Source organism: Lysinibacillus sp. NPDC096418, assembly GCF_044762775.1.
In the GTDB taxonomy this organism is placed as follows: domain Bacteria; phylum Bacillota; class Bacilli; order Bacillales_A; family Planococcaceae; genus Lysinibacillus.
Genome location: NZ_JBIWEY010000004.1, coordinates 46,597 through 73,417 on the forward strand (window position 1 = coordinate 46,597; position 26,821 = coordinate 73,417).

25 protein-coding genes, 1 riboswitch and 1 other annotated feature (1 of these 27 cut by a window edge) are annotated in these 26,821 nt (G+C 38.5%); of the genes, 4 read left to right on the forward strand and 21 right to left on the reverse strand.

The window, feature by feature from the left end; genetic code table 11:
* Positions 1-224: 224 nt before the first annotated feature.
* A riboswitch (cobalamin riboswitch) is annotated at positions 225-446 on the reverse strand.
* A 252-nt stretch (positions 447-698) separates the two neighbouring features.
* Entirely contained in the window at positions 699-1,247 is a 549-nt protein-coding gene (locus tag ACIQZG_RS05815; protein ID WP_402754228.1) for a hypothetical protein, read from the reverse strand.
* A 99-nt stretch (positions 1,248-1,346) separates the two neighbouring features.
* Between ACIQZG_RS05815 and ytvI the strand changes: the two genes are divergently transcribed.
* Entirely contained in the window at positions 1,347-2,414 is a 1,068-nt protein-coding gene (gene ytvI, locus ACIQZG_RS05820) for a sporulation integral membrane protein YtvI (protein WP_402754229.1), read from the forward strand.
* Positions 2,415-2,483: 69 nt separating this feature from the next.
* Here the strand turns inward: ytvI and deoD are convergent, their stop codons facing one another.
* The 4 genes from deoD to ACIQZG_RS05840 form a co-directional block, all read right to left on the reverse strand.
* Positions 2,484-3,194, reverse strand: coding sequence for a purine-nucleoside phosphorylase (gene deoD / locus ACIQZG_RS05825; protein WP_402754230.1), 711 nt, complete (start codon positions 3,192-3,194; stop codon positions 2,484-2,486).
* A gap of 39 nt (positions 3,195-3,233) precedes the next feature.
* A complete protein-coding gene (locus tag ACIQZG_RS05830) occupies positions 3,234-4,607 on the reverse strand; it encodes a purine-cytosine permease family protein (RefSeq protein WP_402754231.1) in 1,374 nt (457 codons plus the stop codon).
* 373 nt (positions 4,608-4,980) lie between these two features.
* Positions 4,981-6,102 carry a C40 family peptidase gene (locus tag ACIQZG_RS05835; protein ID WP_402754232.1) on the reverse strand — a complete coding sequence of 374 codons (1,122 nt, stop codon included), beginning with the start codon at positions 6,100-6,102 and terminating at the stop codon, positions 4,981-4,983.
* A gap of 357 nt (positions 6,103-6,459) precedes the next feature.
* Positions 6,460-8,448: an ABC1 kinase family protein gene (locus tag ACIQZG_RS05840; RefSeq protein WP_402754233.1), complete on the reverse strand. Its 1,989-nt coding sequence runs from the start codon at positions 8,446-8,448 to the stop codon at positions 6,460-6,462.
* A 488-nt stretch (positions 8,449-8,936) separates the two neighbouring features.
* Between ACIQZG_RS05840 and ACIQZG_RS05845 the strand changes: the two genes are divergently transcribed.
* Complete coding sequence (locus ACIQZG_RS05845) at positions 8,937-10,631, forward strand: FAD-dependent oxidoreductase (protein WP_402754234.1); 1,695 nt, start codon at positions 8,937-8,939, stop codon at positions 10,629-10,631.
* A 39-nt stretch (positions 10,632-10,670) separates the two neighbouring features.
* Here the strand turns inward: ACIQZG_RS05845 and ACIQZG_RS05850 are convergent, their stop codons facing one another.
* The 11 genes from ACIQZG_RS05850 to hmpA all read right to left on the reverse strand — a co-directional run bounded on the left by ACIQZG_RS05850 (position 10,671) and on the right by hmpA (position 18,629).
* Positions 10,671-11,615, reverse strand: coding sequence for a c-type cytochrome (locus ACIQZG_RS05850; RefSeq protein WP_402754235.1), 945 nt, complete (start codon positions 11,613-11,615; stop codon positions 10,671-10,673).
* Positions 11,616-12,100: 485 nt separating this feature from the next.
* Entirely contained in the window at positions 12,101-12,805 is a 705-nt protein-coding gene (locus ACIQZG_RS05855; protein ID WP_402754236.1) for a DsbA family oxidoreductase, read from the reverse strand.
* 12 nt (positions 12,806-12,817) lie between these two features.
* Positions 12,818-13,594 carry a sulfite exporter TauE/SafE family protein gene (locus ACIQZG_RS05860; protein WP_402754237.1) on the reverse strand — a complete coding sequence of 259 codons (777 nt, stop codon included), beginning with the start codon at positions 13,592-13,594 and terminating at the stop codon, positions 12,818-12,820.
* A gap of 63 nt (positions 13,595-13,657) precedes the next feature.
* Positions 13,658-13,885, reverse strand: a complete 228-nt coding sequence (locus ACIQZG_RS05865) for a sulfurtransferase TusA family protein (protein ID WP_402754238.1) — start codon at positions 13,883-13,885, stop codon at positions 13,658-13,660.
* A 199-nt stretch (positions 13,886-14,084) separates the two neighbouring features.
* A complete protein-coding gene (locus ACIQZG_RS05870; protein WP_402754239.1) occupies positions 14,085-15,212 on the reverse strand; it encodes an MBL fold metallo-hydrolase in 1,128 nt (375 codons plus the stop codon).
* An 84-nt stretch (positions 15,213-15,296) separates the two neighbouring features.
* Complete coding sequence (locus ACIQZG_RS05875) at positions 15,297-15,692, reverse strand: DsrE/DsrF/DrsH-like family protein (protein WP_402754240.1); 396 nt, start codon at positions 15,690-15,692, stop codon at positions 15,297-15,299.
* A gap of 15 nt (positions 15,693-15,707) precedes the next feature.
* A complete protein-coding gene (locus ACIQZG_RS05880; RefSeq protein ID WP_402754241.1) occupies positions 15,708-16,262 on the reverse strand; it encodes a sulfurtransferase TusA family protein in 555 nt (184 codons plus the stop codon).
* Positions 16,263-16,334: 72 nt separating this feature from the next.
* The gene (locus ACIQZG_RS05885) at positions 16,335-16,631 is read right to left on the reverse strand and encodes a rhodanese-like domain-containing protein (RefSeq protein WP_402754242.1); all 297 of its coding nucleotides are present in this window, start codon (positions 16,629-16,631) and stop codon (positions 16,335-16,337) included.
* 12 nt (positions 16,632-16,643) lie between these two features.
* A complete protein-coding gene (locus tag ACIQZG_RS05890; RefSeq protein ID WP_402754243.1) occupies positions 16,644-16,985 on the reverse strand; it encodes a rhodanese-like domain-containing protein in 342 nt (113 codons plus the stop codon).
* Between the two features lie 42 nt (positions 16,986-17,027).
* Positions 17,028-17,288 carry a metal-sensitive transcriptional regulator gene (locus ACIQZG_RS05895; RefSeq protein ID WP_402754244.1) on the reverse strand — a complete coding sequence of 87 codons (261 nt, stop codon included), beginning with the start codon at positions 17,286-17,288 and terminating at the stop codon, positions 17,028-17,030.
* A gap of 174 nt (positions 17,289-17,462) precedes the next feature.
* Positions 17,463-18,629, reverse strand: a complete 1,167-nt coding sequence (hmpA, locus tag ACIQZG_RS05900) for an NO-inducible flavohemoprotein (RefSeq protein ID WP_402754245.1) — start codon at positions 18,627-18,629, stop codon at positions 17,463-17,465.
* A 192-nt stretch (positions 18,630-18,821) separates the two neighbouring features.
* Here hmpA and ACIQZG_RS05905 point away from each other — a divergent pair, with 192 nt between their 5' ends.
* On the forward strand, positions 18,822-19,259 hold the full coding sequence (locus ACIQZG_RS05905) for an Rrf2 family transcriptional regulator (protein WP_402754246.1): 438 nt from the start codon (positions 18,822-18,824) through the stop codon (positions 19,257-19,259).
* A gap of 217 nt (positions 19,260-19,476) precedes the next feature.
* Here ACIQZG_RS05905 and ACIQZG_RS05910 read toward each other — a convergent pair whose 3' ends face one another.
* The 4 genes from ACIQZG_RS05910 to ACIQZG_RS05925 all read right to left on the reverse strand — a co-directional run bounded on the left by ACIQZG_RS05910 (position 19,477) and on the right by ACIQZG_RS05925 (position 22,056).
* Positions 19,477-20,457: a GNAT family N-acetyltransferase gene (locus ACIQZG_RS05910; RefSeq protein WP_402754247.1), complete on the reverse strand. Its 981-nt coding sequence runs from the start codon at positions 20,455-20,457 to the stop codon at positions 19,477-19,479.
* Positions 20,458-20,533: 76 nt separating this feature from the next.
* The gene (locus tag ACIQZG_RS05915) at positions 20,534-20,917 is read right to left on the reverse strand and encodes a VOC family protein (RefSeq protein ID WP_402754248.1); all 384 of its coding nucleotides are present in this window, start codon (positions 20,915-20,917) and stop codon (positions 20,534-20,536) included.
* Positions 20,914-21,348, reverse strand: coding sequence for a DUF1801 domain-containing protein (locus ACIQZG_RS05920; RefSeq protein ID WP_402754249.1), 435 nt, complete (start codon positions 21,346-21,348; stop codon positions 20,914-20,916). Before ACIQZG_RS05920 ends, ACIQZG_RS05915 begins: the two co-directional genes overlap by 4 nt.
* Positions 21,349-21,561: 213 nt before the next feature.
* The gene (locus ACIQZG_RS05925) at positions 21,562-22,056 is read right to left on the reverse strand and encodes a DUF1648 domain-containing protein (protein WP_402754250.1); all 495 of its coding nucleotides are present in this window, start codon (positions 22,054-22,056) and stop codon (positions 21,562-21,564) included.
* An 889-nt stretch (positions 22,057-22,945) separates the two neighbouring features.
* On the opposite strand from ACIQZG_RS05925, the gene ACIQZG_RS05930 reads away from it, so the two are divergent.
* The gene (locus ACIQZG_RS05930; RefSeq protein ID WP_402754251.1) at positions 22,946-24,520 is read left to right on the forward strand and encodes a 2-isopropylmalate synthase; all 1,575 of its coding nucleotides are present in this window, start codon (positions 22,946-22,948) and stop codon (positions 24,518-24,520) included.
* Between the two features lie 302 nt (positions 24,521-24,822).
* Here ACIQZG_RS05930 and metG read toward each other — a convergent pair whose 3' ends face one another.
* Positions 24,823-26,457, reverse strand: coding sequence for a methionine--tRNA ligase (metG, locus tag ACIQZG_RS05935; RefSeq protein WP_402754252.1), 1,635 nt, complete (start codon positions 26,455-26,457; stop codon positions 24,823-24,825).
* A 214-nt stretch (positions 26,458-26,671) separates the two neighbouring features.
* Positions 26,672-26,821: a binding site (T-box leader), on the reverse strand (it continues 107 nt past the right edge of the window).

Here is a 26,821-nt window from a genome sequence, read left to right on the forward strand (position 1 = left end):
CCTCCCTTCTACTATAAGAATGTTCTTGCTGCTATAAGACCCTATACATTTCGATAAGTTCATTCGCGCATTAATAGTGCGTCTGGAATGCTATATACCAGTAAAAATAGGTATAAAAAAAGCCGCTCCCCTTCGAAAAGGAACGACGAAAATAGCATAATTGATCACGCTCTATAACGCTCAATATGTATTTGCCGTATATCCTCTTATCTTCCGAAGAGTACTTATACGCTCAAATAAAGGTCGGTCTCCTGGCTTGTACAGCTTCACTACAAAGATTATGTAGCGAAATAATAAGAACCTTCCCATCCACTAGAAGCATTTTTCTTCTATCGACAGTGGTTTCTCTCTTATATCTTCTGTACTTACAGTTGCGGAAACAGCTCCGGTTTTTCACCGAATTCCCGATTATGCTAATAGTTAGCACCTTTATTCTGCAAGAATTATTCACTTGTTAAGCAGTTTATCATAAATTAACGCCCTTTAATAGTTGAAAGGTTACGAATACTCACATAACCCAGCACTATTTCCCCTAATCTACAAAATCCCAGTTTTTTCGCACGAAACAACTGCACTACGAACTTAAAATAATCATTAATTTATATTGGATCACCGATTTAGTAGCTCGTGCCTTAAACCTACCGTATACTATATCAATAAAACATTTGCGCCTATAGAAAAACAGCCATCCTCGACATTTAACGAAGGGCTGTCTTGTATTTCCTTTTGTATTTGGTATCCTGCTCTTTCTCAATTAAATCCTGGGCAATATTCAATATCTTTATATCATTTGTTGCATCAAATAAATTTTTTAAGGATACTATGATATCATAACGAATAAGTGTCGGATGTTTTTCATCGACACATGTGTGGAATCGATTCGCTAAACGCGAAACAACTAAATCCCTTTGTACCTGTCCACCTAATCCGATACGCCAAATCGATTGCAGTGTATGTCTTGCCGTAACAGTGTTTTCATCATAAGTTACAGCCCAAATTTTCATAAAGTCTTCTAATACCCGTTCTTCTGGATCACTTTTTGCCGCAAGTGCACATAAAAGCTGTGCTGACTGTGCGCGTACATGCCCATTTTTATATGTAAGTGCCTTGATAAGCTGTTCCCAGACCGAATACGTCCAATCTACAGGTTCTTTTACAATTTTCATTAACTCTTCAAAAGTTTCATATTGAATATCACGGTCATGCTCTGTTAAATTACTAAAAAGTTGTAATATATCTTTTTCCATTATCCATCCCTACCTTTATTTCTTTCAGAACGCCATAATTTCGTAAAAAATTTATGTTACACTTAATAAATCATCAATTTTTTAAAATTTTATAAGCAGGTGAGTTTTTTGAATAAAACAATTTCAAGAAAAACATTGTTCCTAACACTTGTCATTATCGGTTTAATTATTGCGGGATACTTCATTGTACCTGTCTCGGTTCCCATTATTTTAGCCGGAATTACCGCCTTTTTGTTAGAGCCTATTGTCATGTTTTTCAAACGTAAATGGAAAATGTCACGAAAAATAGCTGTCGCTGTTATTTATATAGTAAGTGCCGCATTTATTGCTGTTATGTGTTACTTTACTATTACACAATTAATGTCGCAAATTATTTCCATTTCTAAACAAGCACCTTATTATATTTCAAAGCTAACTGATATGTGGCTACAGATGCAGGGGCAAATTTCCCAATATACCGAAAACTTCCCAACCGAGGTTCGAACTTCACTACAAAATACTACATTGGATTTCATCAAAAAGGTAGAAGAATCCTTTTTAACCTTCTTCAATTATAGCAAAGTTACGAGCTTACTTTCAGATATACCTAGTCTTTTTATTAGCCTTCTTGTTTATATGATTGCCTTATTTTTATTTATGCTCGATATTCCTAAAATAAAACGCAATGTATACAAATATTTAAAACCAGAAACTGCAAACAAGATGAAGATCATTACTACCCGCTTAAAAGATGCTCTCTTCGGCTTTATGAAGGCTCAAGTACTCGTGAGTTTTATCATTGGTGGAGTTGCACTTATCGGTTTATATATAATCCAGCCAAAGTATGCTATAACAATGGCATTTATCATTTGGATTATTGATGTCATCCCATTTCTCGGTTCTATTATCATTTTAGCACCTTGGGGGACTTATCATTTATTAATGGGCAATACACCGTTAGCTATCAAATTATTCATCTTAGCTACTATTCTACTCATTATTCGTCGAACAGTCGAACCTAAGGTTATGGGGGCCCATATTGGCTTATCTCCTTTACCTACTCTAATTGCCATGTTTATTGGCTTGCAGTTATTTGGAATTGTTGGGTTGCTAGTCGGTCCATTTGTCATTATCTTGTTCTTTGCCTTAAAAGAAACAGGAATTATTAAATTAAATTTTAAGATTTAGAAATAAACAGTTCTTTATCGACAAAAAACCTTACTCGAAATATGAGTAAGGTTTTTCTATCGCTATAAACTATTCATTAATAAGAGTCTCTAACGCTACAATAATCATGTCATTAAACGTTGTTTGACGTTCTTCTGCTGTAGTTTCTTCACCGGTAATAACATGATCACTTACTGTCATGATACTTAAAACGTCGATACCATATTTAGCTCCAAGTGTATAAAGAGCTGACGTCTCCATATCTACACCTAGCACACCATAATCAGCTAGCTTATGAATCATCGTATCATCGTCTTCATAGAATGCATCGCCAGTATATACATTCCCTACATGCACTTTCAAATCTGCGTTTTGTTTAGATAAACGATATGCTCTCTCAAGAAGAGTAAAGCTTGCGTTTGGTGCATAATTAATTTGCGGAAAAATAATGTTTTGCATTTTTGAATCATTCGTAGCAGCCATCGCCATGACGATGTCGCGGATTTTCACTTCACGCTTCATAGCTCCAATTGTACCAATACGGATAATATTTTTCACACCATAATCTTTAATGAGCTCAGTAGCATAAATACTCATTGAAGGAGCACCCATTCCAGAAGATTGAATAGAAATCTTCTGCCCTTTATATGTCCCCGTATAACCATACATTCCACGAACTGTATTGTGACACTCAACATTCTCTAAAAAAGTATCTGCAATATATTTAGCACGAAGTGGATCTCCTGGCATCAATACTTTTTCAGATAGTTGAGCTTCTTTTGCATTTAAATGAATACTCATAATACTTCTTACCTCCAGAAAATTGATATGTTAAATTTATTACGCTTCTTCCGTTTGCTTTTTCAATTGTGCTGATGAATAAATCCAGCTTAAAACTAAACCTACCGCAAATGTTAATAATACGCCAAGGCTGTTACCTTCAAAAATTCCTTTGGCAAAAATAGCAGGGAAAATTGGATTTGAAGTGAACAGAAGTCCTATAATAACACTCACAAACCATATAATTACATTCCCTTTATTCACATCAATATTTTTATCACCTGAAATGATTTCAGGATCATAACCTTGCTTTTTACGTAGAATAATGTAATCTGCTACGAATACAGCAGTCCAAGCAGCCAAACCAATACCGACAACCCCTAAGAACATTTGGAATGAACCTAAGAAGTCACCATTGATGAATAACACATACGTCGGAAGCAATACCATGATCGCACCGTGGAAAATAATCGAAGTTCGATCTGAGAGTTTTATATTTGTAGCTTCTAAAGCATTACGTCCTGAACGAAGTGAAATAACTGCCGGCGGAATAATACCACCTAGTGCTGTAATAAAGTATGGAATTACCATCCATTTAGGCATTTGTAAAGCTAATGCTGCAATTGGATCCGCTGAGCTAACTAGTTCAGGATTCGTTGCATTCATTAAAATACCTAAGAACATAATGACAAATAGTGGTGAAGCTGACGCGAACGTTGTTGTCCAGAAAATCGATTTATTCGAAGACTCAGGACTTTGATAACAAGAATAGTCACTCGCGCACATTGCCCAGCTAAGTGCAGAACCAGCAATAATGATAGAAATAGCAGGTAATACCCCGCCGATCCAGTCTCCATTTGGCATATTCACAAGTGCTGACCAATCAGTTTGCGGCACTAAAATAATCAATACAACGACTGTTAGTGCGCCGAAAATATAAGTAAATATCGTTTGAGCTTTAACAAGTGTCTCTTGTTTTACAAGAGACAATGCCATAATTGCAATCGCAAGACCGATTAGCCCGATTATTTGTGTCATTGTTGTTACTTCCATTCCAACTGCAGTAACAATTGCATTAATGGAGAAAATACCAGTAGGAACATTACCGACACTTAGCCAACCAATTAAACAGATCCATGCCAATACAGCTGGAATCAGGTTCCCTTTTGTTCCAAATGGTGCACGTGATAAAACAAATGTCGGTGCTTGTCCCAGCTTACCTGGTAAGCTAAGATATCCGATCAACGCAAACGATGCCGCCCCTAATAATGCAGCTACAACGGATTGAATGAAGTTAAGACCATAACTAACAATAATTCCGCCATAAACCAATCCCATGATACCGATATTCAGTGAAAACCAAATCCAAAACAGTTGCTTAGGTTGTCCGACTCTTTCATTTTCGGGAATTAAATCCGGGTATTTTTGACTCATTTCCTAAGACCTCTTTCTATTTTATAGTTAACTTTCCCTAAAACATTGTAGCTAATGAGTGATTCATGATTTCATATTAAAGTAGATTATGACCTCACTTTCCTATATCAATATTAAGTCTGATGTCAGACTTCTTTAAGTTAAAAAAGAAAAACATGTGATTTCTTATGTCTGAAACCACTTACATTTAAATAATAACATCACATAAATCATAATTAAAAATACTTTTTTGATAAAAATTTGTTTTATGTGTCATTTTTTGACATTCGATTTAGTACAGATTAAACCGTCTCTCTCCTCAAAAAAAAGGTCAACTTTATAGTAAAAACACTACAAAGTTGACCCTGTTATAATACGCCAAACCTAATATTTTTTATATGCGACCGAAGCCTACTAAATATTTGTTCCACCAATCTAATGATTCAATAACGACACCTTTATTTTGCGCGTTAATCATTGTATTGTTACCTAAGTAAATACCTACATGTGCTACACCTGATCCATAGCTGAAGAATACTAAGTCCCCAACACGTGCTTCACTAGCAGAAATGCGTTTTGTCGATAAATATTGCTGTGATGCTGTACGTGGTAATGACACACCTGCTTGTTTGTAAGACCATTGTACAAGACCTGAACAGTCAAAACCTGTTGATGGGTTGCTACCGCCCCAAACATACGATCGACCTAAAAATTGCTTCGCTGTTGAAATAGCATCTCCTGAAGAGGCAGTACCTGCTCCTGAACCAACTACGATTGTTTGTGGTTTACCGCTTTTCGTTGTTTGTGCCACTGGTGCAGCTGCTTGAAGCGCACGAAGACGAGCTGCTTCTTCTTCAGCAGCTTTACGCGCTGCCTCTAAGCGTTCTTCCTCTTGCTTTGTAGCAATTTGAGCTTGTAATGCTAATGATTTTGCTTCATTTTCAGCTTTTTTAACTTCCATTTCGCTTTCCGTTTGTTGAAGCTCTTGGAATTGCTTTTGTAATTCTTTTTGTTTTTCATCTAATGTAGCTTTTTGTACTTTTAAACTTGCTTTATCAGCTTCTTGTTGATCAACTAATTCTTGGTCGGCATCCATTAATGTTTTAACCGCTACGACACGGTCCATTAAATCTGCAAAGCTTTTCGCTTCAAGTACCACGCTTAAATAAACACCCACTGTGTTATCTTGTGCTTGGTATGCAGCCATACGATCACTTAAAATAGCTGTACGTTGCTCAATACGCTTTTCTGTCTCAACAATACTTGCATCTACTTCTTTAATATCTGCTTGTACTTGATTGAACACTTTTACTTTTGCATCCATATCTTTTTGAAGCTGTGTTAACTCTTCATCTAATTTTTTCACTTCTGCATCGATTTTTGCCTTCTTCTCAATCATTTGTTGAGATGTTTCTTCTGCATGTGCTTCTATTGGTTGAGCTGTATTAAATAATATGCCGCCAGCTAAAGCTAGTGCTAGCACCATTGATTTGCGCCACTTATTACGTTTACCCACAAATACTCATTTCCCTTCGAACATTTATTTCGCTCTTCGCTTCTATGTATACAACCACTTGAACGATGTTTTATATTTTTATTTCCCTATATTTATATTAGCCGTTATCTAGTTTAGCATTTTCACCCAAACTTTTATACTATTTTTCAGCTTTTTAATAGTTTAGTAAAACTCGCAATGTATTTGTAATATTATCGAAAACGACATTTTTCTCTACTTTATGCAACTAATCGACTGTAAAACGATATATATATCTATGACTACATCAAATCTCCACCGACATTTGTAATATTCCTGTAATATACAGAAGATTGACTCCACAGCAATAAAAAGAAGGCAGGGGAAATAATCCCCTGCCTATTGCTTCATTGAGCGTATAGCTTGAATCGATAATCGTACTAATAGAATTGCACATAAGAACAGTCCTAAATAGGCTGCTGTATTCAAATACACTGCATATGCATCGCGAATAAATTGCGAAATTGCTAATAGAGCGACTGATATAATACCAAATGTAATACCGACAAGTAATAAGACAAACCGTGCAAACAGTTGTGTCACAAAGCGTGCGTTATGTTCATCAGAGAAAACATCATGATGTAAAATAATTTTCCCGCTTTCAACTCGCTGAATGAGCTGGTCTAAACGTCTTGGCATTTTCCTTAAAGTAGGAATAAGCATTGATAGCTCTTCTTGCAAACGTTCCTTTGTTTCCCTCGGTTCTTTAAATGGCTTTAAAAAGGAGGCTCGCATATAAGTAGCTGAAAAATCTTTTGCTTCCGTAAAAATATCAAACTGTCCATCGATTACTCTTAATGTCCCATCCAATGTAACAAGAGATCGCAAAGCTAACCCTACTGACGGATAGAATGCAAGTCCAAAATCACGTACTACCGTAAATAACGAATAGATTAATTCTTCAGTTGGAATACGTTCCACATAAGAAATTTTCAGCAGTATTTGGTCTATTGCTTGTTCCACTTTTGCACGTTCCACACGGTCAGTATTTTCAACTAAAAGCATTAAGCCGTCATATAAAACCCCTGAATCATTTTGCTGGATTCCCATTAAAAACAACTTCAATCCTTCTTGCTGCGTTGAGCCTAAACGACCTACCGCACCAAAATCAAGAAGAATTGGCGTACCGTCTCGCCCATCAATGTAAATGTTTCCTGGATGAGGATCCGCGTGGAATATCCCTGAAAACAGCATTTGCTCAAAAAATGAATACAGAACTGTTCTTGCAAACTCTCTCGGGTCTATCTGCAATCGTCTAAATTCTGACTGGCCTACCGCTACACTTTTTCCGTGAACATACTCCATTACGATGATATCCTCATCACAATACTGCGTATATATTTTCGGAATACGCACCTTATAATCACTTTTCGCCAGCGCATTTGTGACTTGCAATGTGTTACGTACCTCAATATCTAAATGAATTTCTTCACGTAGTCCGTCGGCAAATCCTCCTGCAAGTTCTCGAAACCCTAAAGACTCTGCCCATGTCGACTTACTCGTAAACCAGTTTGCAAATTCCTCTAATATATCTAAATCATCACGCATAATACCTTTCACTTCAGGACGCAGTAATTTCACCACAACTTCATCGTGATTTTTCAGTCGCGCTTTATGTACTTGCCCTATTGAAGCCGCCGCAAGAGGTTCCATCTGGAATGTAGTAAATACCTGATTGATCTCTTTTAGTAAAGATTGTTCCAAAATGTTTGTTACTTGCTCACTTGGCAACGGTTTAACACTTTGTTGAAGCCGTTCTAACTCTTCTATAAACACTGGTGAGAATAGTTCTTTACGTGTCGATAATACCTGCCCGAATTTGATAAAGATTCCACCACATTGCTCTAATGTATTACGTAAAGCAATAGCTAGCTCTTTCTCATTTTCACGTTGTCTTGCGTATTTAATCGTTTGTACAACACCATTAGTTACGGCAATCCTTAATACTTGTCGTAGACGCTTTTGCTGACGCCAATAACTACGCATTCTAAATAATAACGATTTTTGACTATTACGGCGTTCTCCACCCGCTATTCCAATCGGGTCAAATAATTCAAATACCAAATACAACAGCATAGAAATGAGCAGCATACTTCCTACCCATATAAGCGTACTGACTTCGGTTACCATTTCCATCATGCTTTCTGATAAAAAATCCGTATGGCGTAAATATGAATACCAATACACAAAGGATGTAAGAATTACACTAAGAAAAACCGATAGCACCCGCCGTACGAAGTTAATATTCGAGCCAATTAACCGGCCACTGACAAAATAGATAAAACCTGAAACGATAAGTAGTTGAATAAGAAATTTTATATACATCAACAGCGTCACCTCTAGTGTATCTCTGTAATTTTGGTTCATTACCCTAACGTAGGTTTGACTTTCGTTCCAACTGAGCACTTTCCGGGGGGCGTCAGATGAGCCGGCTTCGAGCCAACACGATGTTGGTCACAAAGGCGTGTGCTGCTTTCGCACCGATAAATTGTCACAGGACGTGCCGTTTTTAACCTTCATTCCCTTATTGTGATCCCCTAGAAGTCGCCAAGCGTCATCCCAAAATTGTGGTGATGAATCATAATACCGCTAGTATACCAAATACACGTCCGTACTTTCTTATTAGAACCCGCTGTAAGTTTCTTAAAAATTCAAATACTACTAATCTTTTTTGTTGATAAAATACCAACAGGGGTATATTATCAACTTAAGGCAATGCCTTTGATTGTTGTCTTCAAAGAAAATCTTAATTTTTATAACAGTTTACACTCTTTATACCCATGCAAGTATATTAAGTAAAAAGGACGTGTATGTACATGAATAAAAAGTTTTTAGTAGTAGGTGGCGTTGCAGGCGGTGCCTCAACAGCTGCACGAATTCGACGTTTAGACGAGCAAGCCGAGGTGATCATGTTTGAGAAGGGGCCAAATGTCTCATTTTCAAACTGTTCTTTACCCTTCCATTTAAGTGGTATCGTTGAGAACAGTAACAAGCTCGTTTTAATGACTCCTCAGGCTTTCCAAACAAAATACAATATTGAAGCACGAGTAAATCAAGAAATCGTGCGTATTAATCGTGATAAAAAAACAGTCACTGTCAAAAATGTAACCTCAGGTGAATCTTATGAAGAAAGTTATGATGTATTAGTTCTTTCACCCGGTGCTAGCCCGATCGTACCAAACTTAGAAGGAATCAATAACCCACATGTCTTTACTGTACGCAATGTCGTGGATATCGACCGTTTAAATAATTATGTAAAAAGTGATGATATAGAAAATATTGCCGTTATTGGCGGTGGATTTATCGGCGTAGAAGTAGCTGAAAATCTACGTCTTGCAGGCTTTAACGTTTCACTTGTTGAATTTAGCAATCAAATTATGACGCCGTTTGATTATGATATGGCTCAAATTTTACACAAAGAAATGTTGGATAAGGGTGTCAATGTAATTGTAAATGACGGTCTAGCGAAAGTAACAGAAGACTATGTAGAGCTAAATTCAGGTAAACGAGTAAAAGCCCAAGCAGTCGTACTAGCTATCGGCGTTCGTCCTGAAACCTCGTTAGCTAAAGAAGCTGGACTTGCTATCGGGGAACTTGGTGGCATTCAAGTAGACGGCAACTTCGTCACTTCAGATCCATCCATTTATGCTGTGGGGGATGCCATAGAAGTATTCCATCAGCTAACACGTAAACCGACTCGCCTAGCATTGGCAGGTCCTGCACAACGTCAAGCACGTGCAGCGGCAAACCATATGTACAATATGCCACAACATAACAAAGGCGTTATCGGTTCATCTAGCGTGCAAATTTTTGATCTCGCTTGCGCTTCAACAGGCTTAAACGAGAAAGCAGCACTTGCTAACGGTTTCCAGGCAAAAAGTGTCTATATTATTGCCCCTGATAAAGTCGGCCTAATGCCCAATAGTAATCCACTCCATTTCAAGCTCATTTACGAAGTACCAACAGGAAAAATACTTGGTGCACAAGCAATTGGGAAAGGAAATGCTGATAAACGTATCGATGTCATTGCAACAATGATTACAATGGGGGGTACACTGGAAGATTTAAAAGAGCTTGAATTATCGTACTCACCAATGTTTAGTACGGCACGTGATGTTGTCAATTTAGCGGCGCTTGTAGCACAAAACCAATTATTTGGTCGTTACAAACAAGTCAATGTCGACGAGGTCCGAAGTCTTGTAGAAAATAATGCTTATATTTTGGATGTCCGTGAGAAAAATGAATTTGAAGCTGGTCATTTGATAAACGCAGTAAACATTCCACTAAGCGAGCTTCGTGAACGTATGGACGAAATCCCAAAAGATGTGCCTATCTACGTGCATTGTCGCTCAGGTCAGCGAAGTTACAATGCAGTTATGGCTCTACAAAATAATGGCTACTCTAATGTCTATAATGTATCTGGTTCGTTCCTCGGTATTTGTTTATATGAATACTTCAATGACCTTACAACTGGCCGTAAAAAAATTGTTACAGAATATAACTTTAAGTAACATAAAGGGGATGCCGTCATATTGCGGCATCCCTTTTATTTAATTCGTAGATAGTACTTGCTCCCAATCAATCGTGCCATTTTTTACTTGCTCGCGCTTCTCTTTATCCATGATATCGTTTGGACGACCACCTTTTGGCCAATCTTTATCATGGTTTGCCCATTCAGGACGGTCTTGCGATAAAATATATGCTGCTAAATCTGAGGCCTCTTGGTCTGTTAATGTACCACTGGCTCCAATAGGCATATTATTTTGTATATAGCCAGCCATTTTCGACATACGAATCATACCTGCGCCATCATTGAATGAGTTTTCCCCCCATAACGCTGGACCCGTATTGGCACCAGTACCTGAACCATCAGCTGCATGACAGGAAATACAAGATTGTCCATACAACGCTTCGCCGTTAGCTACATCGGGCACAGGAACATTCTTCATGTTACTCGTACCTGCCCATTCACGTTCTGCACCAATAGGTACACCTTCTGAAATATAAGCAAAGTATGCAACCATTGCCTCTAACTCATCACTATTTGCTTCGAATTTTTTACCGTTCATACTACGCACCATACAACCATTAATGCGCTCCTCAATCGTCACAATATCTCCTGAGCGTCCAATATATTGTGGATAATTTGCCATAACCCCTACTAAAGATGATGCCTGCTCATCATAACCCGCTCCCGCATGACAGCTTGTACACGATAATTGATTGCCAACGTATTCTTCTGCTGCTACATGTGTGTTATTCACAAGTTCATAGCCATATAAGATATCTTCTTTCATAGGACCATCTGGTACTTCTTCAATGCTCGGTGGCGCATATACAATTTTTTGAGTCGCTGCAGTTGCTTGTGTTTGTACAGCCTCTTCCTGTATTTCACCTTTTGCATCTCCTAAAATTTTGTCGCTAATTACCGCTCCAACAAAAAGTGTACCTGCTAATAAAATTGTTCCGCCTATTCCGGCTACTGCTATTTTCATTATGTATACCCCCTCTTGTATCGTTACTCTTATGTTACCAATATAATGAATTTTTCGATGTGATTTTTCTCACACCCCACAATTTTAGAACCAAACAAACGATACAATTGGATATAATTTGAAATTATTTTTGTCCTATAACACAACAAACAAGACTTAATACCTCTTTTTGTATTTATTTATTTGTGAAAAGAACAAATACGCTAAAGTGCTCGTTTACATCCGATCGTCAAAAACGCCACATCCAAGTGGCATTTCCGAAATGACTCACATCGTGTGAGCCTCAAGCTGCTTGCGAGCCCGAAGCAAAAGTGTGCATTCCACCCCTTTGCCCCTTTGCCCGAGGGATCGAAGCGACCTCAAAGATGTAGCGCTTTAACCTAGACGACAACTATGTCCTAGGTTATCCACAGGTTAATAATTTTTAGTTGCCTTAACAATAAAAAAGCCGAGCACAGTTACGTACTCGACGTGTTTATATACTCTTATAATTTACACTCACCGTCTGCACATACAACTTCTCCGTCACCAACCATCTTCAACACTGGTTTAATGCCTGCAATTTCAGCTGCTTGATGCAATGTACGGACGAAAACTTCATTCGGTTCAGCACCTTTAATGCCGTAGCGATTTTCAAACACAAAGAACGGAACGCTTTGTACACCAATCTGCTGAGCATCATAGCGATCTTTGTCCAATACTTCTATAAAGTCATTTGAGGATAGAACTGACTTTGCATCTTCTATATCTAAATCTAAATCCACGATCACTTCAAGCAAGAACGCATCTTCATTTAAATCTTTCCCTGCTGTAAAGTACCCATTCATCAATGCTTCAGTAAAAGCCGCTTCCTTGCCAAACTGCGTTGTCCATTTCGCAAGGCGGTGAGCTTTTTCAGTATGTGCCGTTTTCATCTCTTCAAAATTGTAGTGAAGACCCACTTCACCCGCACGCATTGTAATACCTTTTGTCATTTCTTTTACTTCATCTATAGAAGCATCAAATTTCGCAGCCATTCCTTCATACAATGAAGGTGCATTTTCCTTTGGTGTCTCTGGACCAATTTGATATGTTTTATATTCAATTTCTACTTGACCTGCGTAGCCAGCTTTTTCAATTGCATGTTCTAATTCTCGCTTGCCAATATAACAGAACGGACATGTAAAATCCGAGAAAATTTCAATTTTCATTTTTAAAGCCTCCTACAATATATCCAACCAAATTTTTATAGCTGTTGCTAAAATCAGCACCGCTAAGAATCCTTGTAATGCTTTCGTGTTCATTTTTTTTCCCGCTTTTGCGCCGAGTGGAGCCGCAATTAAACTGGCAACAATCATAATCGCTGCTGGGTAATAATCGACTTGCCCTGTCATAAGTTTACCAATTGTACCACCAATAGACGAAATAAAAGTAATCGCGAGACTCGTCGCAATCGTCATACGCGTAGGTATCCCTAAAACCACGAGCATAATAGGTACCAGCAAGAAGCCACCAGCAGCCCCAACTATACCCGAACCAACGCCGACAATTAATGCGAGCCCTGCAGCTAACACCTTATTGAATGTGACTTCATCCATTGGCTTATCGTCAATTTGCTTCTTCGGAATAAACATCATAATTGCTGCAATTAATGCCAAAATACCATAGACAACATTAACGCCTTCTTCCGATAAAAACTGCGAACCATAACTTCCGATAAAGCTACCTACTAAAATGGCACCACCCATATAAATAATAAGGGATTTATTTAAATAACCACCTTTTCGATAGGCCCAAACGCCCGCAATTGAAGCGAAAAATACTTGCACTGCACTAATTCCCGATACCTCATGTGCCGTAAACGCTGTAAAACCAAGTAACGGCGGAATATATAATAACATCGGATACTTAATAATCGAGCCACCAATGCCAAGCATTCCCGATACATACGAGCCAACAAAACCGATTAAAAATATCGTGATGATCCATGTTATATCCATTTAAATTTCCCTTCCCTCTATATTGAAAAAGTGAGTGTCATGCTTGAACACTCACCTACTGAATTACGCTTTTTGAATAAAAAATTTAAGAACGCCAGCGTCTTCAGACTGATCTAAAATTGTGTGGCCACCCGCTTTTGCCCAGGCTGGAATATCTGCTAGAGAACCTTTATCTGTTACGTGTACTTCTAAAATTTCACCTGAAGTTAATGTATCCATTGCCTTTTTTGTTTTGACGATTGGCATTGGACAAGACAAGCCTTTTGCATCTAATTGTAAATTTGAATTCATGATGAGCTCCTTTTGAACGGCAAACGTTGTAAGCGATTTTACCGGCTCTTTTTATTTTTAGTAAACTTACGAAGGATGAGCACCTTCGCATCTCTATATTTACATGCGACTAACATGCATGCGTATTCATTACATTTCAGCATTTCTATTTTTCCTCTATCCCACTTGCATTTCGGATATTAACGGACTTTTTCTGCTTTTATCTTACGGCACATCGGTTTGGACCGATTTCCATTTCGGTTTGCTCTTCTTGTGCTGGTGTAATTTTCCCCATGTTCACTTGTCGAATTTCCTGGTACGCATTCGGTTGCGGTGGTAAATTATCCGTCACAATACTACGGAACTTTGCTTCATCCTTAATATTCAGACCATGGTTTTCTGCAAATAACTCACCTAGACGTTTAGAAACAGTACCATCTTCATTTAACTCATCAATAATCATAAAGTGCGCTGGTAATACAATTAAGTCATTCGACAATTCACGGTAACGTTTGTAAAGTGTGTCACGTAAATCACCAACCCAATCTTCGGCAAGTCCTGCTAAATCAGGACGTCCAATTGAATCGATAAATAATATGTCCCCAGTTAATAAGTATTTACCATCAACTACGAATGAAGTTGAACCGATCGTGTGACCTGGTGAATAAAGCGCACCTACGTCGATTTTCGATGCACCAATTTGTACTGCTGTACCGTCTACTAAAGGTGTGTAGTCAAATACTACTTCTTCCGCATCCTTTGGTGGTAAATAATACGTTGCACCAGTTTCAGCTGCGATATGACGTCCACCTGAGATATGGTCAGCATGTAAATGTGTATCAAATACATGCTTAATTTTCACACTTTTTTCTTCTGCAAACTTCGTAAATACTTCTGTAAAGCGTACTGCGTCAATAATCGCTGCCTCGCCCTCAGAGATCACCATATAAGAAAGACAACCTTTTCCTAAGCGAACGAATTGGTAAAGCTCACCGCCACCTGTTAAATCACCGACTTTAATCGGCTCTAAGTATTCACTCCACGTTTTCATACCACCTGCTAGATATCCAACATTGCGACCAGCATCCGCTAGCATTTCTGCAACCATTAGAGATGATCCTTCTTTTGCACAAACGACTAATACATCTTTATCTGTTGGGATTTTCGGTAAAATATCTTCTACACCATCTAGTAACTCGAAATACGGAATATTGAGGTATTCAAACTTATGCCCATCAATTTTCCAATCTTCCAATGCATCGTTATTACGTACATCTAGAATAAATAATTCATCATTATTGATTACCTTTTTCGCTACATCAGCAGCGCTCCATTGTTGAACTGACATCCAATTACCCCCATTGGTATTATTTTATTGATTTTTTTAGCGGAAAGGAAATCCCTCTCCGCTTATCTGCCTAATGTTTACTAATTAGAATGTTAATGATGGCGCTGCATCTTTAGCAAATTCTAAGAATGTTACCGCGCCGCCCACTTCAATACCATCAACGAAATCCTCTGTCGTTAAGCCCATTACATCCATCGTCATTTGACAACCGATAAATGTAACACCTAACTCTTGTGCCATCTCTACTAATTGCGGAATCGCAGGTACATTAGCTTTAGCAAACCCTTCAGCAAAATGCTCTGTTCCAGCAGGCATAGGTAATGCATGCATCCCTTGCTTGTGAATTAAATTTAACCCTTCAAATGTAAAGAAGATTGCTACTTCCTTCTCAGAAGCTGCCGCTGCTGTTGCGATATTGAACACTTTATACGCATCGAAAAGACCACCGTTACTTGCAATAATTGCTACTTTGTTTGACATAATAAATTCCTCCAATTAAATTGATTTTTTTAGTTCGTCCTTCCAAGCTGTCATACCTGGTAGGACGTTGAACACCTTAGTAAATCCATTTACAGCAAGCTTTTGAGCCGCTAAATCGCTCCGCTTACCCGTACGACAAATCACATAAATTTCTTGATCTTTGTCAAGTTCAGCCATTCGAGCAGGTAGCTCACCCATCGGTACCGATTTCGCCCCCTCAATGTGACCAAAAGCAAATTCTACTTCCTCACGCACATCAAGAATAAGTCCACCTCTACCAACGATTTCACCTAGATTAATTGTCTGCTCAAATGTTTTTTCGACTACTGTGTCGTCTGCACATTTACGAATATAGTGCTTTAACACAGCACCTTCCTCAGTAGTCCCAATATATTGATGGCCTACTGTTTCTGCCCAAGCCGCAATATCTGCTTTCGAGCCCTTATCTGTTGCTGCAACTTCTAAAATTTGACCATCTACTAATTCAGCCATTGCCTTCTTCGTTTTAACAATGGGCATAGGGCACGCTAGCCCTTTGGCATCTAGCTGAAAATCCGCTTTAATACTCATAACTTCCTCCTCATACCTGATAGGGTATTATTTTTCACAAAAAAATATAGCGAGGCAGTGTGAGTCCATTTCTTACTGGACTTCACCTTCCCATGCGAGCATGCCGCCAACCATATTTGTCACGTCAAAGCCCTGACTTTCTAAAAATTGGGTAGCACGACCACTTCGAGCACCTGAACGACAAACTATAATATACGGTTCTTTTTTACTTAATTCATTCATTCGAAACTCAAGCAGCCCCAGTGGGATATGGATAATACCAGGTATTCGGCCAGCTTCCACTTCATCAACTTCACGTACGTCGATTAGATTTAAAGATTGTCCTTGCTCCAAATCTTCCTGCACATCTTTAGCTGAAATTTCCTTCATATTGTTCTCCCCCTAATAAGCGCTCATGCCGCCGCGGACATTTGTCACGTTTTCAAATCCTTGTTTTTTTAACTGTTTACACGCTTGACTACTGCGCATACCACTTTGGCAAATCACCACAATTTCTTTATCTTTCGGTAATTTATCGAAACTAGAACCGAGTGGGATATTTTTAAATTGCGGAATGTTACGTCCCTTGTACTCACCTGATGTACGTACATCTATGAACACTTTATCTTTATCATTCAACACATTTTTCAGTTGTGCTGTTGAAATTGACTGCACACCTTTTGTCGGTTTCATCCGCCATGCTAAAAATGCTACAAGAATGGCTATAATAATCCATGTTTCCAAACAATCTTCCTCCTCATTTATACTATTAAGGGTATAACTTATTTATCTACTTTTCACGATTAAATCCATTGCTTCCTGAATGGCTGAATTCATTTTTTCCGAATTCCCATCAGCAGTGGTTACACAACCCAGTAGGTTTTCACTTACAATTACACCAATCGTCCGATCTACTGCTGAACGTACGGCAGATAGCTGTGTAATCACATCTTTACAGTCTTTACCTTCTTCCATCATGCGCAAAATTCCACGCAATTGACCTTCCATTCGCTTCACTCGATTTGCTGTTTTCGCATCGTATGCCATACTGTGCACGCCTCCCTCCGAAACAACTGGTTGAACCTTCTTACAACACCTATAATATACCCCGCAAGGTATAATGTCAACATGAAAGCTTATTGCTTTTTTATAATTTAATTACATCATATAAAAAGCACTGCCACGAGAATAACTACTCGTGGCAGTGCTGAATTGAAATATTTATTTTGCTAATTGCATTGCTGGGCCAAAAAATTCATAATGAATTTTTTCGTCTGCAATGCCAATTTCATGTAAGTTTTTAATAACTGCTTCCATAAATCCTACTGGACCGCATACATAAACGTCTGCATTGTTCGCTACCTTTTCAGCTAATAATTCCTTTGTAATAAGTTTGTCTTCATCAGAATATAGCGCTGTATAAGATGCATTTGGAAGGGTATTTACTTTTGCTTGGATATCATCACTAAACGCAACTACTTTTTCATTACGTGCACATTGAATAAAGTTCACTTCATTTGCAGCATCATTAGATAAAGACTGTAGCATACTGTTTAATGGTGTTACACCGATACCACCACTAATAAATGTGATTGGTGCCGATGATTCCTCTAGAACAAATACGCCTGCTGGTACACTTACATCTACCATATCACCAACTTGTAATGTGTCATGAATAAAGTTCGATACTTTACCATTTGGTGTATGATCACTTTCGCGTTTCACTGAAATACGATAGCCATCTTCTGCATTTGCTTGTGAAAGTGTATATTGACGGTTCATTAAATATTCTTCGTTCGGCATTTTCACACGAACACTAATATATTGACCTGGTTGATAAGCTGGTAGTGGTGAGCCATCTTCAGTTACAAAATACACGGATGTAACAAGTTCACTTTCAGATACTTTTTTCGCTACCTTTAACGGTTTGAATAAACGCCATCCACCATTGACTTCAGCTTTTTGATATAACTCTTCTTCTACTTGGATAAAAATATCTGCAATAACGCCATATGCCTCAGCCCATGCATTAATAATGTCATCGGTTGCCGCATCGCCAAGAACTTCTTTAATCGCTTGCAATAAGTTCTCTCCAACGATTGGGTAGTGCTCCGGTAAAATTCCTAAACTACGATGTTTATGTGCAATTTGCATAACAGCTGGTAAAATCGCTTCTAAATTTTCAATATGAACTGCTGCCGCATATACAGTGTTTGCTAACGCTGTTTGTTGGCGTCCTTTTTCTTGGTTCGTATGATTGAAAATATTCAATAATTCTGGGTGTTTCTCAAACATATTTTTATAGAACGTCTTTGTAATCGCCACACCATGAACTTCTAATACCGATACTGTCGCTTTAATAATTTGAATCGTTTCTTGTTTTAACATATCTCATAACCACCCTTTCGTAACTAAAATATAGCGCTTTCATTTCTTTAAAGCAATATGTAAAATATATCTTTAACAAAATGGACATAATTAATGTATTTTAAATACATCTTAAAAAAAAGCATTCGTCACACAATGAAATTGAAGAAAATGCTATAATCATTATTGAACTTCAGAAAGTAGGGTGGTCCAATGCGATTAACTTTATACACTGATTACTCCCTTCGGACACTCATTTATCTAGGTGCCAAGGAAGATGGTCAACTATCAACTATTCAAGAAATTTCAGATGCCTATAATATATCAAAAAACCATTTAATGAAGGTGACACATCAACTCGGTCAGCTTGGTTACATTGAAACAATCCGCGGGCGTGGGGGCGGTATTCGTCTTGCCATTGATCCAAAAGCTCTTACAATTGGTGAAATTGTTCGACATACTGAAGAGGATTTCCATCTTGTTGAATGCTTTGACAAAGAGAATAACTTATGTAAAATTGCACCGGAATGCCAGCTAAAAGGTGTGCTTTATGAAGCATTACAAGCCTATCTTGCTGTGCTAGATGGCTATTCGTTAGACGACTTTTTACATTCGAAAGAAAAACTGATGGCACTCCTGCTCGGCGATTAAAAATACCCGCTCAACGAAGGTTGGACGGGTACTTTTATATTTATTAAATTGAATTTTTGTTATTAGAAAACCTGCCAAGCACATGGCACCATTAAAATTGCTATCCACAATGTGGACAACTCAATTATTACATCCTTCTGCAAATTACCCACAGTAAGATACCCACATAATCCACAATACTATCAGACACGAAAACAGGGAATTTTCCACCTTGTTTTTACAAATTCTTCGAAAAAACGATCATATCAATAGCACGTATGCCATTTTCATAAATAGGCTCGGAATAGTTGCTGAAAAAATCTTTTTTAATCTTGTCCATTCGGAAACCAGCTTTTTGATAAAAGGCAATATTCTCTATACTCGAATTTGCTGTACCCACAATGATTTGTGTATAACCTTTAGCTCGATATTTGTCATAAATGATTTGAAGTACGATTTTACCTATCCCTTTACCTTGGAATTCTGAAACAACAGCCATATTTTTTAATTCAATCGTCGCTTCGGATTGCTCAATGAGTAAAGCAACCCCCACTAAATCCTCACCACAATGAATAGCATATAACTCCCCATCATTCATATAGTTTCGAACGATTTCCTCATCTTCATCTGCTAGTAACAAATAAGGTAAATAGTACTCACGTTCACTTGTAATTTCCTCTAATATAGTATGAGAACGAATAAAGTCCTCGCGCTCAAAAACATTCAACACACACGGCTGTTTTTCTTTTACCTCTAGCCATTTATGCACCTGTGGATAATCTCTCTCAACATATAAACGGATAAATGGCAGCTTTTCCTGTGCCTTTTTCGAGCGAATATTCACTTCTCTAGCTCCAGCAAAAACGCGTTCTAGTCCTAGTTCAAAAAAGGCAATTTTAAGAATCGAAATTTTCGCCTCCATATTATAGCCCTTACCCCAAAATTCATAGCCAAGCCACGAACCTATATGACAACTCTTTGTTTGATGATCGATGAACATGAGTGACGTTACGCCAATGACTTGCCCTTCCTCATTTAAAACAACACGCGGCACTGTTTTTCCAGCCTCTTCATCTACACATTCACGTTTAATGAAATTAATTGTATCTTCCACTTTGCCAATAGGTAATCCTAGTGCATCTCTCACTTGTGGCATCGACGATAATGCATGTATTGCTTCTGCATATTTTAAATTGTGCTTTACTAAAGTTATTGCCATACTTTATTCCCCTTTACAAAAGCACATTGACTAGGCTGCGCCTCTTTCCAAACTAATATTTCTATACTATTCGCACTTAACTTGGATTATACGTAAACTGCCAGGATACACCAAAGCGGTCTTGAATCCAAGCAAACTTCTCAGAAAAACCATAATGACCAAGTGGCATTAAGGCTTGCCCATCTACCAAAACTTCCGCCGCGAGGTTATCGATTTCTTCTAGCGTTTCACATTCTACGAAAATCGATGTTGCTGGCGTAAACGTAAAGTTATGCTTGATCACACTGTCATTCACCATTACTTTAAGCCCTTTCAGATTTAGCACTGCCATTGCGACTTGCTGAGAATTTTCCATATAAGTTAAACTTTCAACAGTTAAATCTTTGAACCACTCTTTATATTGTTGAATTGCCGCATTTGCTTGACCTTGAAACATTAAAAACGTTGTCGCACTCTTCATTTATTCAAACCTCCCTCATAGATAGTAATCCACTCCGTTAGCGTCATTTTTGACACAAGTTCACCAATTAAATCATATGGGATATTTTTTACGTTCGTAAATCGAATACAGCTTTTCCCCATGTTCAGTTTCGTTGGTACACGCTTACCGTATTCTTCTTGAAACCACGACAACAAAGTTTCATCTGCATAAACACCCATATGATATAATGCCAAATGTCGCTTTTGCGCAGCTAATGCTATGAAAGGTAGTGGTGTATTTGGCGTACAATGATAGCCCTTCGGATATGTTGAAAGCGGCACTACAAAACTGATCATGTCATATTGCATTGCACGCTCAAAGCCGTCAGGCAAATTCGATTCCACGACATCTACGAGCTTGGCAAAATCCGCTCTCCATTTTTCATCTATTTGCTCAATATATTCATTCATGCCTTCTCCTCACTTTGCGCTTTTTTTACATAGCTCCTTCGACTTACTGCCTTGTCTAGTAAGCTTATGCATTTCTACTAAATCGTTCCCAAATACTGCGTCGTTATAAATGATTCGATCGCATGGAATATTAATACGATTCCCTCATTTCATTTGTACTAAATTTATCATAAAAAAATCATCAATCCACTATAGAATGATGATTTTTACATATTATTTAATTTTCGAACTCATAACCACGCCTTTAATAATCGGAAAAGCTGTCCCGATTATTACAAGCGGTAGGAACCACCAGCCTAGAGATTGCGCATCTCCTAAAGCAATTCGTACCATTTGGAAGCTAATAATCGCAAATAAAATTAAACAGCAGTTCTTTACTTCATTTAATATTTTCCTGCTATTTAAATAAAGTGCTTCTACATTATTTTCGTTTAAACGTGCTGAGTAGTTATGCATATGTGGTGCCTTTTCAAGTAGACCCATTAGAATCCACAAGAATACACCGATAAATGGCAAAATGATTAGTTCAAATTTCGAACCCCAGCGATCCACTTCCCCAGCTGCATTAAAATGACCTGGAACTTCATCCGGTATTTTACCCCATACGGCAATAATGTAAAGCATGGATCCGATAAAAATCCCGCCACCAATCCAGTCCCAGATTTTTTCACGCTTCGTTTTTGGTAAATCTAAAATCGGCCTATACATCATCTCTCACCCTCGTTTTTTACTTCTTACTGTTTTCTACGGTGCTCTGTACCATTTAGTTTCCCTTTTATTTGAAAATAATTATGTAAAGTCAACGTTCATATCTTCCGTGCATTTTATAGCACATACAATTTTCATAATGCCCCTTCATTCCACATTATTACGCTTTCTATTTTCTCATAAAAAGAGCGTTATGTTATCAAGTAATCCCCTCTAAATATCGGCTTCACCAAAGGGTATTATCAACAAACTGGATTACCTGAAATCCAAGAGAATTTAATCATCAAAAACTAAATTCCTACAAAAGTAAGTAGTAGACTACTATTAAACAGAAAATAAATAATTTTTAGAATATTATTGACAGAAAGGCAATATCAAAGTATTATTGCTTTCAACAACACATTGTAGGCCTAGATTGGAAATAGTAAAAATGCCTGTGTACTTGTAGAGAGCCGGTGGTTGGTGCAAACCGGTAGGCGCACATTTTGAACTCGTCCATGAGCCACTCCCCGAAAACCAACCTGATTCAGCAGCATTCTCCCACTTCTATAAGGCGGAGAGATGACTGCAAATATTTGTTCTTATTCGGTGGTGCATAAAAACACCAGCTGAATCTGGTTAAAGCCTCCGGCGGATGTCACAGATTTTTTAAAGGAGTTAATCGTGCAAACACGATTAAAAATCTGGACGCAAATACGCCAAGGCGAATTTGATAGTAAGGGATGTCGGTTTCCTCCGTTATAGGGATAGACAGTGATAGCTGTCGACAAGGGGGCTTTTTCTGTAAAGATGAAGTCAATTAGAGTGGTACCGCGAGCATAAACTCGTCTCTATATTTTTATATAGAGACGAGTTTTTTTATTTTAAACAAAAAAAGGAGTGTTTGAAAATGGGAAGAAAAATTTGGGTGTTTGATACAACTTTACGTGATGGCGAGCAAGTCCCAGGGGCAAAACTAAACTTATACGAAAAAGTAGAGATTGCACAGCAACTCAAAAAATTAGGCGTCGATATTATTGAGGCTGGTTTCCCGGCTTCATCACAAGGTGACTTTGAAGCGGTAAAAGCTGTCGCACAAAAAGTCGGCAACACAAATGACATTATGATTACAGCGTTAGCGCGTGCAGTGCAAGCAGACATCGATTCCGTTTACAATGCTGTAAAATACGCTGAAAACCCAATGATTCATATGGTACTTGGTACTTCTGATATTCATGTTGAAAAGAAATTTAGTAAATCTAAAGATCAAATTTTACAAATCGGTGTAGATGCCGTGAAATATGCTAAAACACTTTTACCGCAAGTGCAGTATTCAACAGAGGACGCATCACGTTCTGACTTCGAATACCTATGGAAAACAATCGAAGCTGTCATGAAAGCCGGGGCAACAATGATTAACGTACCCGATACAGTTGGTTTTGCAGAACCAGAAGAATTCGGCGCTATGATCTATAAGCTAAATGATCGCATGAAAAACCTAAACGACAGTGTATTACTAAGTGTGCACTGCCATAACGACCTTGGTATGGCTACAGCTAATACACTCGCGGCTATTAAAAACGGTGCAGATAAAGTTGAATGTACAATTAACGGTATCGGAGAACGCGCAGGAAATGCCGCACTTGAAGAAGTTGTGATGGCCCTAAAAACTCGTAGTTCTGTTTATAACGCTGAAACGCGCATCAACACAAAAGAAATTATGAATACATCCCGCCTTGTGTCGAGCTTCATGGGCTTAGACGTACAAGTAAACAAAGCAATCACTGGTGACAATGCATTTGCTCACTCATCTGGTATCCATCAGGATGGTCTATTAAAATCTCGTGATGCTTACGAAATCGTGCATCCTGAGGACGTAGGATTAGATGATATGGAATTAGTATTAACAGCTCGTTCAGGGCGTCACGCAGTGAAAAATGCGCTTGAAAAACTAGGTTTCAATCAGTTATCTGATGAAGAGTTTGAGGGAGTATTTGAAGGCTTTTTACAACTTGCGGATGCGAAAAAAGAAGTATACGATCATGATTTATATGTAATCGTAGAAAGCTATTATGAAAAACACGATGCAAATAATGCCAATGCTACTCATTTTAGCGATCAATTTTTCGACTTTGCGGATTTACAAGTCGTCAGCAATGCAAGCTTCCCATCTGCTAGTGTGAAAATTCGCAGAGGAGGAGAAATATTTAAAGCTAGTGCTGTCGGTTCTGGCCCGATTGATGCCCTGTATTCTGCCATTGCAGACGTTACAAAGATTAACGTTAAGTTAGTAGAATATAATATTAACAGCGTATCTCGTGGTAAAGAAGCTCTTGGTAAAGTAAAAATTACGATTGAACACGAAGGTGAAAAGTATATCGCTAAAGCTGCGGATACAGATATTTTGAAAGCAAGTGCGCTTGCATATATTAATGCCATTAATAGCATTGTGGTTACAAAATTAACACCTGTTATGAACGTCTAGTCTCGGTTGTTAACTAAGCAGTGTTACTGGATACCCGGATGGCTATATGCTCCAGCTGAGCGATGCTGCTGGATACCTGAGCGGTTTTTGGCCTCAGCTGAGCGGTGCTACTGTACACCCGAGCGCTTATTTACTTCTGCTGAGCGTTACTGCTGGATACCTGAGCGGTTATTTGCTTCACCTGAGCGTTACTGCTGATACCCGAGCGGTTTTTGGCTTCACCTGAGCAATACTACTGGATACCCGAGCGCTGACAATAAAAAGCAGTATGACCACTAAACTGGTTATACTGCTTTGTGCATTTATTTACTGTCATTCACTAATTTATTATATTCTTCTTCAATCATCCCTACATCTATTCGCTCAAACAATGGGGCAACCTTCCCAATCTTTAACGGAAGCTCAATTTGCTCAGCCCACTCAACTTTTTCTACATCTAGCATGCCACGAATTTTCTCCGCTGAAAATGGTAGAAATGGCTGTAATAACTGACCCAGATTTGCAATGATATAAACACAAGTCACGAGTGTTACATCACCGCCTGCCGTATCATCCTTCACCTGAATCCACGGTTGCTGCTCGTCAAAGTATCGGTTAGCAGCTCGAATATAGTCAAAAATCTCTTCTAATGCCTGCTTAAAATGTCCGCCTTCAATTTGCTGACCAGCATCTACGAAGAGCTTCAAGGTACGCTGTTTTACATCTTTATCTACAGAAGCCTGTGGAACTTTACTTTCAAATGACTTTTCTAGAAACTTCAAGATACGATTGACAAAATTCCCATATGCACCGAGCAATTCCCCATTATGACTGTAGATAAATTCCCGCCATGAGAAGTCCGTATCACGGTTTTCTGGCGCATTTATCGTTAAAAAGTAACGAATTGAATCGGGATTATACTTACTTAAAATATAAGGCACCCACACCGCCCAATTTTGACTTGTGGATAACTTCCTCTTCTCCAACGTCAAATATTCATTCGAGACGATATGCGTTGGGAGTGCCTTCTGATTGATACCCATTAATATCCCTGGCCAAATAATCGTGTGGAATGGAATATTGTCCTTACCGTGTACATAATACGAAATCGTTTCCTCATTCCATAAGTCTTCAATCGCAATCTCATGTTGTTTTGCCCATTCCATACTTGCCGTTAAATAACCCGCCACTGCTTCAATCCACACGTAAATTTTTTTACCTTCAAACCCAACCACAGGTACGTCAACGCCATTTGGTAAATCTCTTGTCACAGCACGATCTGGCACACCTTCAGTCAAATAACGCTCGGTTAAGCCTAGCGCATTTTCACGCCAACGACCACTAGCCTTCGCATCTGCCAAATACGATTCAAGCCTTCCTTGGAACTGACTGAATGCAAAGTAAAAATGCTCTGTTATTCTAATCTCTGGCTCATTACCACAAATTTTACAGCGTTTGTCGATTAAATCGAGTGGGTCCAAAATGGTCGAGCAATTATCACACTGATCACCACGTGCCTTTGCTCCACAAGTTGGACAAACACCTTCGACGAAACGATCGGGTAAAAATTGCTTGTCCGACTCACAATATGCCTGCTCAATTTTCTTCTTATACAAATGCCCGTTTGCTAACAACTGTAAAAAAATAGTTTGCACCGCTTCGTGATGATGCCTCATGTCTGTTCTTGTGTACATATCATACGTAAATCCTAAATCATGAAAACACTTCGTAAATTCTGCATGATAGTAATCAGCAATTGCCGTTGTTGTCGTATTTTCCTGTGCTGCTCGAATTGAAATCGGCGTACCATTACAGTCACTTCCCGAAACATATAAAACGTTTTCGCCTTTTTGTCGGTAATATCTAGCCAAAATATCACCTGGTAATAATGCTGCAACATGCCCTAAATGCAGTGAACCATTTGCGTATGGCCACGCACCACCAATAACTATTGTCATTCTTTCTTGCTCCCCTCACTAAAAAAAATTTCAATTACAGCCTCGACGTAATTGCCGCTGACACTTCACTTTCGCGCAGATAAACATTAAGTCCAGATTTAGAATTATGCGCACACAATTCAAAATCTGCGACAACCGTCAAAGGCTTTATGTTCATTTAGCCGATGTTTGGACACCTGCTAAATGGACATAAAAAAAACGCCCTAATCATTACGATTAGGACGAGTTTACCCGTGGTACCACCTATATTTACAAATAGCTTACACCATTTGCCTCATTCAGTACGTCTCCTTGTTGCGAGAGATACCGCTGCTGTTGTAACGAGTGCCTGCCTCGTCGTAGCCTACTTGCTAATGCTTTCGGT

What these genes read in the sequence shown, in the direction of transcription:
- ACIQZG_RS05870 (WP_402754239.1), bottom strand. Translation starts at nt 15,212, where the DNA reads ATGTCAGTTCAACAATGGAGCGCTGCTGATGTAGCGAAAAAGGTAATC.
- hmpA (WP_402754245.1), bottom strand. Translation starts at nt 18,629, where the DNA reads ATGTTAAAACAAGAAACGATTCAAATTATTAAAGCGACAGTATCGGTA.
- ACIQZG_RS05830 (WP_402754231.1), bottom strand. Translation starts at nt 4,607, where the DNA reads ATGAGTCAAAAATACCCGGATTTAATTCCCGAAAATGAAAGAGTCGGA.
- ACIQZG_RS05865 (WP_402754238.1), bottom strand. Translation starts at nt 13,885, where the DNA reads ATGAATTCAAATTTACAATTAGATGCAAAAGGCTTGTCTTGTCCAATG.
- ACIQZG_RS05860 (WP_402754237.1), bottom strand. Translation starts at nt 13,594, where the DNA reads ATGGATATAACATGGATCATCACGATATTTTTAATCGGTTTTGTTGGC.
- ACIQZG_RS05875 (WP_402754240.1), bottom strand. Translation starts at nt 15,692, where the DNA reads ATGTCAAACAAAGTAGCAATTATTGCAAGTAACGGTGGTCTTTTCGAT.
- ACIQZG_RS05915 (WP_402754248.1), bottom strand. Translation starts at nt 20,917, where the DNA reads ATGAAGAGTGCGACAACGTTTTTAATGTTTCAAGGTCAAGCAAATGCG.
- deoD (WP_402754230.1), bottom strand. Translation starts at nt 3,194, where the DNA reads ATGAGTATTCATTTAAATGCAAAAGAAGCTCAACTATCTGAAAAAGTA.
- ACIQZG_RS05850 (WP_402754235.1), bottom strand. Translation starts at nt 11,615, where the DNA reads ATGAAAATAGCAGTAGCCGGAATAGGCGGAACAATTTTATTAGCAGGT.
- ACIQZG_RS05930 (WP_402754251.1), top strand. Translation starts at nt 22,946, where the DNA reads ATGGGAAGAAAAATTTGGGTGTTTGATACAACTTTACGTGATGGCGAG.
- ACIQZG_RS05855 (WP_402754236.1), bottom strand. Translation starts at nt 12,805, where the DNA reads ATGAAAATTGAAATTTTCTCGGATTTTACATGTCCGTTCTGTTATATT.
- ACIQZG_RS05895 (WP_402754244.1), bottom strand. Translation starts at nt 17,288, where the DNA reads ATGGCATACGATGCGAAAACAGCAAATCGAGTGAAGCGAATGGAAGGT.
- metG (WP_402754252.1), bottom strand. Translation starts at nt 26,457, where the DNA reads ATGACAATAGTTATTGGTGGTGCGTGGCCATACGCAAATGGTTCACTG.
- ACIQZG_RS05885 (WP_402754242.1), bottom strand. Translation starts at nt 16,631, where the DNA reads ATGAAGGAAATTTCAGCTAAAGATGTGCAGGAAGATTTGGAGCAAGGA.
- ACIQZG_RS05905 (WP_402754246.1), top strand. Translation starts at nt 18,822, where the DNA reads ATGCGATTAACTTTATACACTGATTACTCCCTTCGGACACTCATTTAT.
- ACIQZG_RS05910 (WP_402754247.1), bottom strand. Translation starts at nt 20,457, where the DNA reads ATGGCAATAACTTTAGTAAAGCACAATTTAAAATATGCAGAAGCAATA.
- ACIQZG_RS05920 (WP_402754249.1), bottom strand. Translation starts at nt 21,348, where the DNA reads ATGAATGAATATATTGAGCAAATAGATGAAAAATGGAGAGCGGATTTT.
- ACIQZG_RS05845 (WP_402754234.1), top strand. Translation starts at nt 8,937, where the DNA reads ATGAATAAAAAGTTTTTAGTAGTAGGTGGCGTTGCAGGCGGTGCCTCA.
- ACIQZG_RS05815 (WP_402754228.1), bottom strand. Translation starts at nt 1,247, where the DNA reads ATGGAAAAAGATATATTACAACTTTTTAGTAATTTAACAGAGCATGAC.
- ACIQZG_RS05880 (WP_402754241.1), bottom strand. Translation starts at nt 16,262, where the DNA reads ATGAGTATTAAAGCGGATTTTCAGCTAGATGCCAAAGGGCTAGCGTGC.
- ACIQZG_RS05925 (WP_402754250.1), bottom strand. Translation starts at nt 22,056, where the DNA reads ATGTATAGGCCGATTTTAGATTTACCAAAAACGAAGCGTGAAAAAATC.